The organism is Myxococcales bacterium, from assembly GCA_016717005.1.
GTDB lineage: Bacteria > Myxococcota_A > Polyangia > Haliangiales > Haliangiaceae > UBA2376.
Window position 1 is genome coordinate 327,969 of the sequence record JADJUF010000038.1, and the last position, 15,340, is coordinate 343,308.

At 76.0% G+C, this 15,340-nt stretch carries 13 protein-coding genes and 1 pseudogene; 11 read left to right on the plus strand and 3 right to left on the minus strand.

Annotated features, from left to right (window positions below; translation table 11 throughout):
• The first annotated feature begins 16 nt into the window (after nt 1–16).
• From IPL61_30390 to IPL61_30410, 5 genes and pseudogenes are all read left to right on the plus strand, one after another.
• A complete protein-coding gene (locus IPL61_30390) occupies nt 17–1,165 on the plus strand; it encodes an MFS transporter (protein ID MBK9035519.1) in 1,149 nt (382 codons plus the stop codon).
• A 123-nt stretch (nt 1,166–1,288) separates the two neighbouring features.
• Nucleotides 1,289–5,161 carry a protein kinase gene (locus IPL61_30395; GenBank protein ID MBK9035520.1) on the plus strand — a complete coding sequence of 1,291 codons (3,873 nt, stop codon included), beginning with the start codon at nt 1,289–1,291 and terminating at the stop codon, nt 5,159–5,161.
• 171 nt (nt 5,162–5,332) lie between these two features.
• Nucleotides 5,333–5,869 carry a hemerythrin domain-containing protein gene (locus tag IPL61_30400; GenBank protein MBK9035521.1) on the plus strand — a complete coding sequence of 179 codons (537 nt, stop codon included), beginning with the start codon at nt 5,333–5,335 and terminating at the stop codon, nt 5,867–5,869.
• Between the two features lie 38 nt (nt 5,870–5,907).
• A complete protein-coding gene (locus IPL61_30405; GenBank protein ID MBK9035522.1) occupies nt 5,908–6,144 on the plus strand; it encodes a hypothetical protein in 237 nt (78 codons plus the stop codon).
• A 554-nt stretch (nt 6,145–6,698) separates the two neighbouring features.
• Nucleotides 6,699–7,766, plus strand: a pseudogene (locus IPL61_30410) (AgmX/PglI C-terminal domain-containing protein).
• A gap of 26 nt (nt 7,767–7,792) precedes the next feature.
• Here IPL61_30410 and IPL61_30415 read toward each other — a convergent pair.
• Complete coding sequence (locus IPL61_30415) at nt 7,793–8,050, minus strand: glycosyltransferase (protein ID MBK9035523.1); 258 nt, start codon at nt 8,048–8,050, stop codon at nt 7,793–7,795.
• Entirely contained in the window at nt 7,987–8,940 is a 954-nt protein-coding gene (locus IPL61_30420; protein ID MBK9035524.1) for a glycosyltransferase, read from the minus strand. The genes IPL61_30415 and IPL61_30420 overlap by 64 nt, the downstream gene beginning before the upstream one ends.
• Before the next feature lie 215 nt (nt 8,941–9,155).
• Between IPL61_30420 and ppk1 the strand changes: the two genes are divergently transcribed.
• From ppk1 to IPL61_30440, 4 genes are all read left to right on the plus strand, one after another.
• Nucleotides 9,156–11,285 (plus strand): polyphosphate kinase 1, encoded by a 2,130-nt coding sequence (gene ppk1, locus IPL61_30425; GenBank protein MBK9035525.1) that lies wholly within the window; start codon nt 9,156–9,158, stop codon nt 11,283–11,285.
• A 152-nt stretch (nt 11,286–11,437) separates the two neighbouring features.
• Entirely contained in the window at nt 11,438–11,578 is a 141-nt protein-coding gene (locus tag IPL61_30430) for a hypothetical protein (protein ID MBK9035526.1), read from the plus strand.
• A 55-nt stretch (nt 11,579–11,633) separates the two neighbouring features.
• Nucleotides 11,634–12,311: a hypothetical protein gene (locus IPL61_30435; protein MBK9035527.1), complete on the plus strand. Its 678-nt coding sequence runs from the start codon at nt 11,634–11,636 to the stop codon at nt 12,309–12,311.
• Between the two features lie 104 nt (nt 12,312–12,415).
• The gene (locus tag IPL61_30440; GenBank protein ID MBK9035528.1) at nt 12,416–12,958 is read left to right on the plus strand and encodes a hypothetical protein; all 543 of its coding nucleotides are present in this window, start codon (nt 12,416–12,418) and stop codon (nt 12,956–12,958) included.
• Nucleotides 12,959–13,063: 105 nt separating this feature from the next.
• On the opposite strand, the gene IPL61_30445 is transcribed toward IPL61_30440, so the two are convergent.
• Nucleotides 13,064–13,867: a glycerophosphodiester phosphodiesterase gene (locus tag IPL61_30445; GenBank protein ID MBK9035529.1), complete on the minus strand. Its 804-nt coding sequence runs from the start codon at nt 13,865–13,867 to the stop codon at nt 13,064–13,066.
• Nucleotides 13,868–13,970: 103 nt separating this feature from the next.
• Here IPL61_30445 and IPL61_30450 point away from each other — a divergent pair, with 103 nt between their 5' ends.
• Both IPL61_30450 and IPL61_30455 read left to right on the plus strand, forming a co-directional pair.
• Nucleotides 13,971–14,909: a PD40 domain-containing protein gene (locus tag IPL61_30450; protein ID MBK9035530.1), complete on the plus strand. Its 939-nt coding sequence runs from the start codon at nt 13,971–13,973 to the stop codon at nt 14,907–14,909.
• A gap of 37 nt (nt 14,910–14,946) precedes the next feature.
• Entirely contained in the window at nt 14,947–15,252 is a 306-nt protein-coding gene (locus tag IPL61_30455; protein ID MBK9035531.1) for a hypothetical protein, read from the plus strand.
• The last annotated feature ends 88 nt before the right edge of the window (nt 15,253–15,340 follow it).

The window sequence follows — 15,340 nt, forward strand, 5'->3', positions numbered from 1 at the left end:
CGACGTCTCGGGCGAGATGATCTATCCGCTCCTGCCGATGTTCGTCGTCGCCGTGCTGGGCGCGTCGGCCACCGAGCTCGGCTGGATCGAGGGCTCGGCGGCGGCGATGGTCGCGCTCTTGACCGCGTACGCCGGCGTCCGCAGCGATCGCTACCGGCGCCGGGTGCCGTGGGTGCGCTGGGGCTACGGCCTGCCGGTGCTGGGCAAGGCGGTGCTGGTCGGCGCGGTCGCGTGGCCGATGGTGTACCTCGGGCGCACGATCGATCGCCTGGGCAAGGGCCTGCGCTCGAGCCCGCGCGACGCGCTGATCGCTGACGCGACGCCGCCGGCGCAGCGCGGCCGGGCGTTCGGCCTGCACCGCGCGATGGACACCGCCGGCGCGCTGGTCGGCGTGCTGGCGTCGGCGTTCTTGCTGTGGTGGCTCAGCGGCACGCCGCGCGGCGACGCCGCCACCGGGCGGGCCGACGCCGGGCCGTACCGCGTGATCTTCGCGATCGCGGCGGCCATGGGGCTGGCGGCGCTGGCGCTGACGTTCCTGGTGCGCGAGGCGCCGCGCCCGGCGCCGCCGCCGGTCGCCGCGGGCGCGCCGCCGGCCGACGCGTCGCGCGCGCTGCCGCGCAGCTACTGGATCGTGCTGGCGGCGATGATGGTGTTCGCGGTCGCCAACTCGAGCGACACCTTCTTGATCCTGCGCGCGGTCCACGTCGGGATGTCGCCGTGGAAGGTGGTCCTGGCCTACGCGCTGTTCAACCTGGTCTACACGGTGGCGTCGTACCCGGCCGGCGCGCTGTCGGATCGGCTGGGGCGCTGGCGGGTGATCGGCGTCGGCTGGGCGATCTACGCGCTGGTCTACGCCGGCTTCGCGCGGTCGGACGCGACGACGATCTGGCCGCTGTTCGCCTGCTACGGCCTGTACATGGCGCTCACCGACGGCGTCGGCAAGGCGCTCGTGGCCGACCACGCGCCGGCCGATCGGCGCGGGCGCGCGCTCGGCGTCTTCTACCTGGCCACCGGCCTGGCGACGATCGCCGCGAGCTTGCTCGCCGGTGTGGCCTGGGACCAGCTCGGGCCGAGCGCGCCGTTCTGGATCGGCGCGGGCGGCGCGGCCCTGGCGGTGGCGATCGTGCCGGTCGCGGCGCGGTGGTCGCGGCCGACCCCGGCCTGAGGTGCCTGGGCGGGGCCGGCGCCAGGTTCCAGCGGCTCCGAAGAAGTTGTACGCGCGACCCGTGGCAGAGGTTGCCGCCCCGCCGATCGGTGCAGCGCCCACGCCGGGGGTACAATGGTCGCCGTGAGCGACGCGGATGTGCCGACCGGCCCCGCCATCGACGACAGCGCGCCGACCCAGACCGCCTCGCCGGTGCGGACGGCAGGCACGGCGACGCTGGCGAGCGGCGAGATCCTGTCCGGGCGCTACCGGGTGGACGCGCTGCTCGGCCGCGGCGGCATGGGCGAGGTCTACGCGGCCCACGACCTCGAGCTCGAGGAGGACGTCGCGCTGAAGCTGCTGCGGGCCGAGCTGTCGGGGGATCCGGGCTACCGCAAGCGCCTGCGCAGCGAGGTGCGCCTGGCCCGACGGGTCACGCACCCCAACGTGTGCCGGGTCCACGACCTCGGCCAGCACGCCGATCAGGTGTTCGTGACGATGGCCCGGGTCCCCGGCCACAGCCTGCGCCAGGTGCAGCGCGCGATCCGCGCGGGCGAGCAGGCGCCGCTGGTCCTGGCGACGATCGTCGACCTGATCTCGCAGCTGTGCGCGGCGCTCGGGGCCGCCCACGCCGCTGGCGTGCTGCACCGCGACGTCAAGCCCGACAACATCCTCGTCGACGACGGCCGGGTCGTGCTCACCGACTTCGGCGTGGCCAGCGGCCCGGGCGACGGCGACGGCAGCGTGGTCGGGACCCCGGCCTACACCGCGCCCGAGCTGCTGCGCGGCGAGCGGGTCGACGGCCGCGCCGACGTGTACTCGGCCACCGTCGTCGCCTACGAGCTGCTCGCGGGCACGACGCCGTTCGTCGTGCACTCGATGCGGCAGGCCACGCGCCGCGCGCTCGATCGCGAGCCGCCGCCACCGCTGCCGGCCGGCGTCGCGAGCGGACCCCGGCAGGTCGCGCTCGATCGCGTGCTCCGCACCGGCCTGGCGTCGGACCCCGGCGCGCGGCTGGCGACGCCGGCGGCGCTGGCCGAGGGCCTCGCCGGGGCGCTGCGCGAGCCCGCCGACGAGCTGGCGCCCGGGGTCGGCCTCGCGCCCGGACCGTTGCCGGACGCGGCGACCGTCGGCGGCGCCCGGCGGCGGATCGAGGCCCGGGTCGCGACGGTGCTGACCTTCATCGTCGACGACGCGACCGCGGCGCCAGCCGACGCCGCGGCGCGCGCGGCCGACGCCACGCCCGATCACGCGACCTCCGACGAGCTCGAGCGCGCGATCGTCGACCTCGGCGGCTGGCCGATCGCGGTCGGCGCCGGCATGGTCTCGGCGCTGTTCGGCGTCCCGACGTCGCTCGGCGACGACGCGATGCGCGCGGTGCGGGCGGCGCAGCGGTTGCTGGCGCGCGCGCGCGGCGGCCACGCCGGCGTCGACACCCGCCGGGTCATGGTGCGCCCTGACGGCGGCGCGCACGCGCTGGTCGCGGTGCCGCGCGACGTCGCCCGGGTCGCCGACGCGCTCGCGCTGGCCGCGCCGGTCGGCGAGGTCTGGCTGTCGGCGGCGGCGGCCCGGCAGGTGGCCGCCCACGTCGACGTCGCGCCAGCGGGTGACGCTGGCGGCGGCCGGGCGCTGCGCGTCACCGGCGAGGCGCGCGCCGCCAGCGGCCAGCGCGGCGGCCTGGCCCGGGCCCGCGAGATCGCGCGGCTCGAGGCGGTGGCCCGCGGGTGCTTCGAGGCGCGGACGCCGCGCGTCGTCGAGGTCGTCGGCGGGCCCGGGCTCGGCAAGAGCCGCCTGCGCGACGGCTTCATCGCGCGCGTGGCCGAGCGCCGCGACGTCGAGTGGCTGGTGGCGTGCGCGGCGCCGCTGGGCGAGGCCGCGGCGCTGTCGCTGGTGCGCGCGGCCAGCGCCGATTGGTTCGACGCGGTGGCGCGCGAGGGCGAGGGCGGGCGCGCGGCCACGCTGGCGGCGGCGGGGCGCTGGCTCGAGGAGCGCGCCCGCCGACGCCCGGTCGCGGTGCTGTTCGACGATCTGCAGTGGGCCGACGAGATGTCGCGGGCGCTGGTCGCCGACCTCGCGGTCAACCTGCCGGCGGTGCCGGTGTTGCTGGTGGTGTTCAGCCGCGAGCCGGTCGGGCTCCACGGCGCCGAGGTGCTCGAGCTGGGCCCGCTCGACGACGCGACCGCCACGGGCCTGGCCCGGGACATCGCGGCCGCCGCCGACGACGGCGCCCTCGCCGACGTCGTGGCGCGGGCCGGCGGCAACCCGTTCTTCGTCGAGGAGCTCGCGCGCGATCTGCTCGAGCGGGGTGATCAGCCCGGCACGCTGCCGCCGACGGTCGAGGCCGTGGTCCAGGCCCGGCTCGCGCGCCTGTCGCCGACCGCCGCCAGCCTGCTCGGCGCGGCCGCGGTGGTCGGGCGCGGCTTCTGGCGCCAGGCCGCGCGCGCGGCCATGCCGGCGCCGATCGACGACGCCGAGCTCGACGCCGCGCTGGCCGAGCTGGAGCGGCGCGCCCTGGCGTACCCGACGCCGCCGAGCGGGCTCGACGACGATCGCTACGAGCTGGCGAACGCGCTGGTCCGCGACGTCGCCTACCAGCGCCTGGCGCCGCGCGATCGCCGGACCGCGCACGCCGCGGTGGCGCGGTGGCTCGGCGCGCAGCTCGACGGCGGCGTCACGCCGCTGCCGTCGACGGTGGCGGCCCGGGCCGGCACCGATCCCGAGCTCCTGTGGGCGCTGGCTCACCACCGCGAGCTCGGCGACGATCCGGGCGCGGCGCAGGCGTGGCGCGCCGCGGGCCTGCGCGCGCTCGAGCTGTTCGCCTACCACCAGGCCCACGCGGCGCTGCGCCGCGCGTGGGACCTGTCGGCCGGGACCGGCGACGCCGAGCTGGCCGAGCGCCTCGGCGAGGCCGCGTTCGAGGCCGACACGCTCGACGCGGCCGACGACGCCTACGCCGCGGCGGTCGCCCGCACGTCGTCCACCGACGACGTCGCCCAGGTCCGCCTCGCGTACCGCCGCGGCCAGGTGGCCAGCGCCCGCGCCGATCACGCCGCGGCGATCGCGCACTACCAGCGCGGGCTGGCGCTGGTGGCGCCCGGCGGTGAGCTCACGCCCGAGGCCCGCGCCGATCCGCGCCAGGCGGCGCTCCTGTTCGGCTCGCTCGGCTGGGTCCGATCGTACCAGCTCGGCGCCGACGGGCCCGCGGCCCTGGCGCTGTGCGAGCGCGCGGTCGAGCTGCTCGACGGCACGCCCCATCGCCGCGAGCTGGCCTACGCGCTGTCGCGCCTCGGCGGCGCGTACATGCGCGCCGGCCGCTGGGCGGACCAGCGCAGCTGCAACGAGCGCACGCTCGCGCTCGCGCTCGAGCTAGGCGATCTGTCGGCCCAGGCCACCGCCCACGTCAACCTCGGCGTCGTGCTCGCCAACCTCGGCGAGCTGACCGCCGCGGTCGAGCACACCGAGCGCGCGGTGGCGCTGTGCCAGCGCACCGGCGCCCGCCCGACCATCGGCCTGGCGCTGTCGAACCTCGGCGGTTACCTGCTCGAGCTGGGCGACCTCGACCGCGCCAGCGCGCGGCTGGCCGAGGGCATCCGCCTGCTCGACAGCGTCGGCCAGCGTCGGGTGCTGCCCGAGTCGTACCAGCACGAGGCCCGGATCGCCGCCCGCCGCGGCGACCTCGATCTGGCCCGGGCGGCGATCGCGCGCTCGATCGCGCTGGCCCGGGCCAGCGACACCACGGCCGACGTCGCGGTCGGCCTGCGGATCACGGCGCAGCTCGAGGCCCGCGTCGGTGCCGCCGACGAGGCCGCGGCGCACCTGGCCGAGGCGACCCGGCTCGCTGCCGACGCCGATCCGTTCGAGCACGCGCGCCTGGCGGCCGCGGCCGCGCGACTGCACGATCGGGCCGGGCGGGTCGAGGCCGCGGCGGCGGCCCGGGCCGAGGCCCGCGCGGTGTTCACGCGGCTCGGCGCCGTCGTCGATCTGGCCGCGCTCGACGATCCCGACGACATCCGCTGACCGCGTCGTCGGCGCGGGGGGGGCGCGGTCCTGGGTGGCCGTCGTGCGGCGATCGTGTGGGCGTCGGGTCCTGCGGCGATCGGTCGCTGCGACCAATGGCCCGTGCGCTCGATCCGGTGTCGCGGGCGCGGCGGGCTACCGTGGCCGCGCACCACCGGAGGTCGAGCGCAGATGGATCCGATCGCGACCTTGATGAACGAGCACCGGACGATCGAGCGCGTGCTCGACGCGCTCGACGCCTGGACCGCGCGGGTCGTCGACGACCGCGCCGACGACCGCCCGGCGCTCGCGCGCTACGCCCGGTTCCTGCGCGAGTTCGCCGACGCGCGCCACCACGGCAAGGAGGAGGACCTGCTGTTCGCGGCGATGGTCGAGCACGGCTTCTCGCGCGAGCAGGGTCCGCTCGCGGTCATGCTCCACGAGCACGGGCTCGGCCGGGCGCTGACCGCGACGTTGGGGCAGCTCGCGGCCCAGCTCGGGCCCTGGACCGACAGCGATCGCGCCGAGCTCGAGCGGGCAGCTAGCGGCTACGGCGAGCTCTTGCGCCAGCACATCGACAAGGAGGATCAGGTGCTCTACCCGATGGCCCAGGCCCGGCTGCCGGACGCGATCATGGCCGGCCTGGCCCAGCGGTTCGCCGAGGTCGACCCGCCCGGCCCCGACGAGCTCGATGAGCTCGCCGCGGCGCTGGCCGACGGGGCCCGGTGAGGCGTTGGGATCGGGGCTGACCGTGGCACAGTGTGCCCATGTCTGATCAAGCGCTGCGGGCGATGCTCGCGAAGGCGGTCGAGCACCTGCGGGCCTCGACCGATCTCACCACCGACGAGGTCATCGGCCTGGCGGCCCTGCCCGAGCTGCTGCGGACGCCCGACGTGTGCTTCTCGCTCGGCGTCCTCGAGGGCGCGGCCACGGCGCTGCGCCTGACGCGCCGCGAGATGCTCGAGGAGCTCGATCTGCTGACCGCGCCGCGCCGCCCGGAGTGACGGTCGCACTGCCTCAGGGCGCGGCGTCGCGGCAGCAGCGGAAGCCGATCTCGTAGAAGCGGAAGCTGTCGCCGTGGACCAGGACGCTGCTCTGGCAGGTCCGCGCCTCGGCCCAGTACCGACCCTTGAGGTTGCCGTGGAACTGCGGCGCGCCGCCGTCGCGGCGCCGGGTCCACTCCTCGACGTTGCCGACCAGGTCGAACGCGCCGGCGGCGCCGACGCAGCCCGCGCGCGCGCCGCCGCCGGCGCCCTGGTACAGGGCCAGGACGTGATCGGCCGCGGCCGCGGCGGTCGGGGACACCGAGCGCGCGGCGTCGAGCAGCTCGGCCAGCGAGCCGACCGCGGGGCTCGAGACCGACGCCGGCCAGCCGTTGAGCAGCGTCTGCGTATACGTCCGCCAGGTCGCGTCGTCGTTGCAGCGCCCGGGCTCCCGGACGTCGCCGTAAGGATACGCGGCGCCGTTGGCGCCCGCGCACGCCGTCAGCCACTCGTCGTCGAAGCACAGCCGGCGATCGCGGGCGGCGCACCAGGCCTCGGCCTGATCGAACGAGTACATGACCAGCGGCGGCGCGCCGGCGGTGTTGGGCGCCTCGAACCGATCCATGCACGCGGCGCCGACCTCCACCATGTCGAGCGGGCACGGGCCGGCGTCGAGGGTCGCGTCGAGGCCGGCGTCGAGCGGCGCGCCGGCACCGCCGCCGCACCCGGCCGCGGCGACGATCAGCGCCACGACCGTGGTCCTCCGCATCGCGCGACGATACGCCCGAAAGCGCGCGGGCGCGGGCGATCCAGTGGACGCCGGCGGTCGGCCGCGCAACCATCGGCGCATGAGCACGTTCGCTCGGGCCGCGCTCGCGGCCTTGATCCTGACCGCGTGTGGCAAGGGCGACGTGCCCGCGCCCGTCCCGCCACCGATGGCGCCGAGCGATCCGCCGGCGCTGGCCGCCGCGCGGGCGCCGAGCGATCCGCCGCGCGCCGTCCCGGACGCCCCTGCCGTCGCTCCAGCGCCGTCCGAGCGGGTCGCGGCCCCATCGCCGCCGCCGCCGTCAACACCGCCGCCGCCCGCGCGAGGCGCCGCGGCCACGCGCGCGAGCCTCGAAGACGAGGCCGAGCGGTTCGCGGCGCTGCTCACGGCCGACAGTGACAGCGCGGTAGCCGGCGCCATGGCGCGAGCCCGCCCCGGCGGCGATCTCGCGGATCTCGCGGAGCAGATCGATCACGGCGGCGCCGTCGTCCGGGCCGGCGGTATCCACGGTGACCTGGGTCCCGGTGGCGTGGGGACAGCCGCCGACCCCGTGGCGACGCCGCCCGGGCGCATCGCGCTGGCCGGCGGCCGCGCCGCCGACGCCACGTCGCTCGACGTCGACGAGGTCAAGCGCAAGGTCATGGGGGTCTACATGGCCGGGATCAAGCGCTGCTACAAGGGCGCCCTCAAGACCGACCCCACCCTGCGCGGTCAGCTCGCGCTCGGGTTCACGGTCACCGAGCACGGCCGCGTGACCGCGCCGACGGCGACCGGCCCGTCCGACGAGGTCGGCACCTGCGTCGCAGCGCAGCTGCGCACCTGGCTGTTCCCGGTGCCCAAGGACGACGACGGCGAGCCCACCAGCGCCTCGTTCACGCTCGAGCTCCAGCTCGCGCCGGGTGATCACCGCCGCGGGGCCGCGATCAGCCGCGCGTACTCGTCGGCGACGCGGGTCCAGACGTCGGTCATGCGGAACGCGCGCAGCACGTGGGCGCGGGCGGCGGCGCCGAGGCGGGCGCGGCGCGCGGGCTCGGCCAGGTCGCGATCGATCGCGGCGGTCAGCGCCGCGACGTCGCCGGGCGCGACCAGCGAGCCGGTCACGTCGTCGGTGACGACGTCGACGCAGCCGGGGATGCGCGTGGCGATCGTGGCGACGCCCATGGCCGCGGCCTCGAGCAGGACGTTGGCGAGGCCTCGCGGTGCGACGGCAGCACGAGCACGTCGGCGGCGGCGTAGATCGGCCCCACCTCGCGTCGATCGCCGAGCAGGTGGATCGACGCGTCGCCGGCGAGCTGCGCCCGCGCGGCGGCGGTGATCGGATCGGTGGGGTCGTCAGGGCCGACCACGAGCAGGTGGGCGCCGCGCGTGGCCCGCCCGGCCCAGGCCGCCGCCAGATCGCCGACGCCCTTGTCCCGGGACAGCCGCCCGACGAACGCGACCACCGACGCCGCCGGCGCGACGCCGAGCTCGGCCCGCAGCGTCGCGCCCGCGGCGGCGTGCCGCGCCGGATCGAACACGTCGGGATCGACGCCGTTGCCCGACCCCGGCCCGAGGACGACCGCCCGCGCCACGGGCACCACCCCCAGCTCGATGGCCCGGGTCCGCAGGCTCGGGCTGACGCAGATCACCCGATCGGCGAGCTGGCAGGTGACGCGGTGGCCGGTCCACAGCGCCGCGCGCCGCAGCCCGCGGGTGGTCTCGAGCCGCAGGCCGCGCAGCGTGTGGACCCGCACCGGCACCCGGGCCGCGGTCGCCGCCACCATGGCGACCAGGCCGGCCTTCGGCGTCGAGCCGTCGACCAGCGTCGGCCGCAGCCGCGCCAGCAGGCGGGTCATCGCCGCGACCGCGCGCAGGTCGCCCCCCGGCGCCAGGTCGCGCTCGATGGCGATGGTGTGGTGGGTCGCGCCCTCGGCGGCGGCCAGGGCCCCGGCGGGCTCGCCGGCGCCGGTCACCAGGTGGACGTCGAAGCCGCGCTGGCGCAGGTAGGCGAGCTGGCCCCGCACCAGCAGCGCGCTGCGCGGGTCGGTCAGCGCCAGCACGATGCGCGCCATCGAACTGTCACCCTAGCACCGGTGCGGGGGCGGCGTGCGCGACTATACTGACGGGTGCCCGTGCCGACCTCGCCATCCACCTCCGGAGTGTTCCGCATCGTCGACGGTGCGCCGCTCTCGTCGCCGGCGTCGCCGGCGTCGCCCGCCGCGCCCGAGCGCCCGACCCCGCGCGCGCGCAAGGCCGACGAGGGGCCCGGACCCCGCCGCACCCGGGCATGACCGGGCCGGCGCCGACCGAGCTGACCGCGCCCGAGCTGCTGCTCAACCGCGAGCTGACCTACCTCAACTTCTGCTGGCGGGTGCTGCGCGAGGCCGAGGACCCGCGGGTGCCGCTGCTCGAGCGCCTGAAGTTCGTCGCGATCGTCTCGGCCAACATCGACGAGTTCTTCCAGAAGCGCATCGGCGGCCTCAAGCAGCAGGTCGGCGCCGGCTTCTCGGCGGTCACCCCCGACGGCCGCTCGCCGAGCCAGCAGATCGCCGAGTGCCTGCAGATGATCCAGGAGCTCGAGGCCCGCAAGACCGTCATCCTCGATGACGTGATCACGCGCCTGGCCGCGGCCGGCGTCAGCATCACGTCGTGGAAGGACCTCGACGCCGACGAGCGCGCCCGGGTCCGCGCCTATTACCTCGACAACATCTTCCCGCTGGTCACGCCCCAGGCGATGGACCCGGCCCACCCGTTCCCGTTCGTCTCGAACCTGTCGCTCAACCTGCTGGTCACGCTGCACTACAAGGGCGACCCCGAGCAGCTCCTAGCCCGGGTCAAGGTGCCGGTCGGCGCCGGCATCCCGCGGTTCCTGCGCATCGACGGCACCCGGTTCGTCCCGCTCGACGACGTCATGGTCGGGAACCTCGACCTGTTGTTCCCCGACATGGAGATCGCGAGCTGCGCGCGGTTCCGCGTGACCCGCAACGCGATCACCGAGCGCGAGGAGGGCGAGGCCGACGACCTGCTCGAGCTGATCGAGATCGAGCTGCGCGAGCGCCGGTTCGCGCCGATCGTCCGGCTGCAGGTCGAGCAGACGATGACCGCGTTCCTGCGCGGCAAGCTCGCGGCCGAGCTCGGCCTCGACGAGCACCGCGACGTGTTCGAGGCCGAGGGCATGCTCGGCCAGCGCGACCTGATGGAGCTCGCGACCCTCGACGTGCCGGCGCTGCGCGACCCGCCGCACGCGCCGACCGCCCCGGTCGAGCTGCTGGGCGAGCGCAGCATCTTCCACACGATCCGTGACGCCGGCAGCGTGCTCGTGCACCACCCGTACGAGTCGTTCCAGCAGTCGGTCGAGCGGTTCCTCAAGGAGGCCGCGGCCGATCCCAAGGTCCGCGCGATCAAGGCGACGCTGTACCGCACGTCGCGCGACTCGCAGGTGATCAAGCACCTGATCGCCGCGGCGCTGGGCGGCAAGCAGGTCGCGGTGGTGCTCGAGCTCAAGGCCCGCTTCGACGAGGAGGCCAACATCCGCTGGGCGAACCGCATGGAGCGGGCCGGCATCCACGTCACCTACGGCGTGGTCGGGCTGAAGACCCACTGCAAGCTGGTGCTGGTCGTGCGCCACGACTACGACGGCCTGCGCCGCTACGCCCACATCTCGACCGGCAACTACCACGCCGGCACCGCGCGCCTGTACGCCGACTTCGGCCTGTTCACCTGCGACAAGGTCATCGGCGCCGACCTGACCGAGCTGTTCAACTACCTGACCACCGGGTTCCGGCCCCGCCGCAAGTACGGCAAGCTGCTGCCGGCGCCGAAGATCCTCAAGACCGCGCTGCTCGACAAGATCGAGCGCGAGATCAAGCACCAGGACAAGCGCGGGACCGGCCGGCTGCAGTGGAAGGTCAACGCGATCGAGGACGTCGACATCGTCCGCGCGCTCTACCGCGCGTCGCAGGCCGGCGTGAAGATCGACCTGATCGTGCGCGACACCTGCCGGCTGCGTCCCGGCATCCCGGGCGTGTCCGCGAACATCCGGGTCGTCAGCGTCGTCGGGCGCTTCCTCGAGCACGCGCGGGTGCTGTACTTCCACAACCGCGGCAAGTCCGAGTACTACCTGGGCTCGGCCGATCTGATGCAGCGCAACCTCGAGCGCCGGGTCGAGGTGCTGGCGCCGATCGACGACGCGCGCCTGCAGGGCGAGGTCCGGCACTTCCTCGACTGCCAGCTCGACGACCAGCGCGGCGCCTGGGACATGCAGCCCGACGGCAGCTACGTGCAGCGCCGCGACCGCGACGGCGCGGCGCCCCACTCGCAGCAGCAGATGATCGACTACATCGACGGCCGCACCAAGGCCGCGACCCGGCTGCGCCGGCGCAAGGTCCAGGGCATCTCGCGGCGCAAGCTGCGCTGACGCGAGCGGGCGCGGCGCCCGGGCCCGCCGCACGACGGGCCACGCCGGCGCTGCAGGTCGCGAGACGCCGCGTGATCGTCAGTCGGCGCAGGGCGTCCACGCCGCCGGGGGCGGGCCGTGAATGCCCGGGCCGTCGCCGGCGTCCGAGGTCCATGAGCACTCGTCCGGTCCTGCCGCGGCTCCCTCGTCGACCTCCACCACCGGCCCGGCCTCGGCGCGCGCCCAGCGAGCCGTCGGCGAGCCGGACGATCCCGATCCGCCCCGAGGACATCATCGAGGAGCTGGCGCGCTGACGGGCGGTCGACCGCCGCCCACGCACCCAGCGCGATCGCTGGTAGCGTGGTGGGCATGGCGCGCGCAGCGATGGTCGCGATCGTGGTCAGCGCGTGCGGCGCTGGGGCCGGCCCGTCGCCGCGCGTGGAGAACCAGCCGATGCTCACGTCGACCTGCGCGCTCACGATCTCCAACCCGGGCGGCGCGCTGGTCGTCAACGGCGTGGCGCTCCCCGACCTGGGCCTGCCGCGGATGCGCGCGGCGCTGGGCGAGCCCGATCGGATCGAGCGGGTGACCCACGACGAGCGCTACGAGGAGTACGGCGCCGGCGACATGCCGTCGACCTCGGACATGGTGCCGATCACCGACACGCACTACGTCTACGATCGCCACGGGCTGGTGTTCGCGACCCAGCACGGCGCGTTCGCCGATGACGCGACCCCGGCGCTGGTGCGCGTGTTCTTCGCGCATCCGCGCGTGTTCGACAACATCGCGGCGCCGGCCGTGGTGCCGTCCGCGGGCGGTCACTGCGCGGTGACGATCAACGGGGTGCGGCTCGATCCCGAGGTCGACCTGCGCCCGGCGGGGGCGAGCTCCCGGACCGCGCGGGTCACGATCTTCGGGACCCACTTCGGGCCCACGTCGATCGCGTCGGTGATCGACACGCTCTCCACCAGCGACGGCGCGCGCGCCGTGCGCATCTTCCTCGACGGACCGGCGACCGGACGCGCGGCGTACCTCGAGGTCCGGTAGCGCCAGCGCCGCAGGGTGAGATCTGTGCCGGACCCCGGGTGAGGTAGGTCACGCCAGCGCGGGCCCGCGCCGCGCGCGCCCGCGGCGCGCGGTACGGTCCAGACATGCGCGCACAGCTCGGAGCCCTCCTCCTCCTCGTCCTCGCCGTCCTCGCCGGGTGCGGCGACGGCGGCGACCCGACCGATCCGGTGTCGGCCTCGACCGCCCACGACGGCTGCACGACCCTGTGCCAGCAGCGCGCCGATTGCGCCGGCACCGAGCTGAGCGCGAGCTGCGTCAGCGAGTGCGAGGCCTCCGTCGCCGACGTGATCCGCAGCGACGTGTTCGACCCTGTGACCGCGTGCTTCGCCACGCTGGCGTGCGGCGCCGACGGCGACGTCTGCCAGGTGTGCGCGCCCACCGAGGCCCACGTCCGGTTCGAGGCGGCCTGCCGCGCGGTCTACGGCGCGTGCCTGACCGGCATCGACCTCGAGGACAGGTGCCTCGTGACCCCGGGGCCGACCACCGAGGGCGGCTTCGCCAAGTGCGCGATCACGCCGGCGATCATCGACGAGCTGACCGCGTGCACGCCGGTCGGCGCCACCTGCGAGGCCGCGGACGCCTGCCGCCTCGTGGTGGTCCGGGCCCACAACCTCGACCTGCGGTAGCGCCGACCGGGCGCCCGGGTCACTCGACCAGCTCGGGGCGATCGGTCTCGACGAACCGCACGTCGGCGCCGAGCCAGGCGCGCACGGCGAGGCCATCGCCTCAGCTCACTCGACCAGCTCGGGGCGGTCGGTCTCGACGAACCGCACGTCGGCGCGGAGCCAGGCGCGCAGGGCCGCGGCGTCGTTGACGGTCCAGACGTCGAGGGCGACGCCGGCGGCGCGGGCCGCGACGACGAGCTCGGGCGTGACGGCGCGGGCGTCGAGGGCGAGCCCGGCGAAGCCGCGGGAGCGGGCGGCGTCGAGCACCTCGATGGGGTAGGGCAGGACGCGGTCGTCGTCGGCGCGCGGCGGGCCGACGGTGAGGTAGGCCGGCGCGCCGGGCAGCGCGCCCGCGAGCGCCGCGAGCGCGTCGGGATCGAACGCCTGCAGCGCGACCTGGCCGCCGCGCGGGTCGGCGCGGATCACCGCGGCCACCGTCGGCGCGTCGGCGGCGGTGGTCTTCAGCTCGACGAACAAGGTCGCGCCGGCCGGGACGATCGCCAGGGCCTCGGTCAGGGTCGGGATGCGCTCGCCGGCGAACGCCGCGCCGCGCCAGGCGCCGACGTCGAGCGCGCGCAGCTCGGCCAGGGTCTGATCGGCGACCGCGCGGTCGACGCCGGCGACGCGCGCCGTGGTGTCGTCGTGGATGACCACGACCGCGCCGTCGCGGGTGACGCGCACGTCGAGCTCGACCGCCTCGACCCCGAGGGCCCAGGCCGCGCGGAACGCCGCCAGGGTGTTCTCGGGCGCGACCAGCGACGCGCCGCGGTGCGCGACCAGGCGCGGCCGGGTGATCGCGGGCGGCGACGTCGGCGCGCCGGCGTCGGGGGCCGACGACGAGCACGCGAGCGCGATCGGGAGGGTCGTCATCGTCGTCATCGTCAGGCCGCGCCGCACGACCGAGGATAGCGCGCGGGCCGATGCGGTCGGTCAGGCCTCGGTCAGGGACCGCCCGCGGTGCTAGGTTGTCGTCGTGCAGATGCGCTCGCTTTGCCCGCTCGTCATCGCGCCGCTCGGCGCGCTGGTCGCGTGCGGCTCGTCGACGCCGGCCGCGGGGCCGGAGGCGCCGGCCGGGCCCGATGATCCGCTGGCGCTGGCCGGGCCCGGCCCGGCGCTGGTGGCCGCGGTCAGCTCGGCCGACCCCGAGTTCGGCTTCGCCTACGATCCGGTCGACGGGACCGCGTACTTCGATCGCGCCAGCGCCGATCGCGCGCGCCTGACCATCTACCAGACCACCTGGACCGACGGCGCGTGGGCGCCGGCGCGGGTGGCGCCATGGTCGGGGCGGTACCGCGACATCGATCCGGCGCTGACGCCCGACGGCACGCGCCTGTACTTCAGCTCCGATCGGCCGACCAGCGGCACCACCGCGCGCGGCGACTTCGACCTGTGGGCGCTCGAGCGGGTCGGCGCGCGCTGGGCCGATCCTGTCCGGGTCGGCGGCGAGGTCAACGACGATCGCAGCACCGGCGCCGTGTCGATCGCCACCGACCGCACGCTCTACTTCGACGCCACCCGCGACGACGTGCGCGAGATCTACGAGGCGCACCCGACCGCCGACGGCTACGGCCTGCCGACGCCGGTCGCGCTCGGGCTCGATCCTGGCAGCAAGCGCTCGAACCCGTGCGTCGCGCCCGATCACGCGTTCCTGATCTACGTGCTCGACCCGGGCCCAGTCGGCCGCGCCGACCTGGTGGTCGCGTTCCGCGAGGCCGACGGCGCCTGGTCCGCGCCCGAGCCGCTGGTCGGCGTCAACAGCCCCGCGGCCGACTTCGCGCCGGCGCTCTCGCCCGACGGCCGCTACCTGTTCTTCACGTCCGAGCGCCCCGGCGTCGTGCCGGCCCCCGCCGACGGCCGCCCGCCCGGCGACATCTACCAGATCGATCTGGCCGCCGCGCTGCCGCCGCGGTGAGCTGACCTGACCGTGAACGCGGTAGACTGCGGCCCAGATGCGCACCGTGGTGCTGATGATCGCGCTGTCCGTCGCCGCGTGCGGCGGCGGCAAGACCGACGACCCGTTCACCGCCGACATGAAGATGATCTGCGCGGCGGGCCAGGGCCGGGACGACCTGCCGCCGGAGATGCGGCGGATCCAGGCGCTGCGGTCGATCGCCGAGAAGATCAAGACGGCCGAGGCGGCGCGGCTGATGGCGTCGTTCGGTCAGGTCGCGCCCGGCGACCGCGCCGCGCTGATGGCGCCGGCGCTGGCCAAGGCCGGCATCAAGCGCTGCGCGCTGCTCGCCGACTGGCAGTAGCCCAGGTACCTGCCGAGCGCGCGCGGCTCGCCCGACTGGCCGTAGCCGACCTGCGTGCCGCGCGCTGCGCGCTGCTCGCCGACGGGCA

Bases quoted from the DNA above. Each gene is read 5' to 3' on its own strand.
- IPL61_30390 (MBK9035519.1), top strand. From the start codon at position 17: ATGATCTATCCGCTCCTGCCGATGTTCGTCGTCGCCGTGCTGGGCGCG.
- IPL61_30400 (MBK9035521.1), top strand. From the start codon at position 5,333: ATGGATCCGATCGCGACCTTGATGAACGAGCACCGGACGATCGAGCGC.
- IPL61_30405 (MBK9035522.1), top strand. From the start codon at position 5,908: ATGTCTGATCAAGCGCTGCGGGCGATGCTCGCGAAGGCGGTCGAGCAC.
- IPL61_30415 (MBK9035523.1), bottom strand. From the start codon at position 8,050: ATGGGCGTCGCCACGATCGCCACGCGCATCCCCGGCTGCGTCGACGTC.
- IPL61_30420 (MBK9035524.1), bottom strand. From the start codon at position 8,940: ATGGCGCGCATCGTGCTGGCGCTGACCGACCCGCGCAGCGCGCTGCTG.
- ppk1 (MBK9035525.1), top strand. From the start codon at position 9,156: ATGACCGGGCCGGCGCCGACCGAGCTGACCGCGCCCGAGCTGCTGCTC.
- IPL61_30430 (MBK9035526.1), top strand. From the start codon at position 11,438: ATGAGCACTCGTCCGGTCCTGCCGCGGCTCCCTCGTCGACCTCCACCA.
- IPL61_30435 (MBK9035527.1), top strand. From the start codon at position 11,634: ATGGCGCGCGCAGCGATGGTCGCGATCGTGGTCAGCGCGTGCGGCGCT.
- IPL61_30440 (MBK9035528.1), top strand. From the start codon at position 12,416: ATGCGCGCACAGCTCGGAGCCCTCCTCCTCCTCGTCCTCGCCGTCCTC.
- IPL61_30445 (MBK9035529.1), bottom strand. From the start codon at position 13,867: ATGACGACCCTCCCGATCGCGCTCGCGTGCTCGTCGTCGGCCCCCGAC.
- IPL61_30455 (MBK9035531.1), top strand. From the start codon at position 14,947: ATGCGCACCGTGGTGCTGATGATCGCGCTGTCCGTCGCCGCGTGCGGC.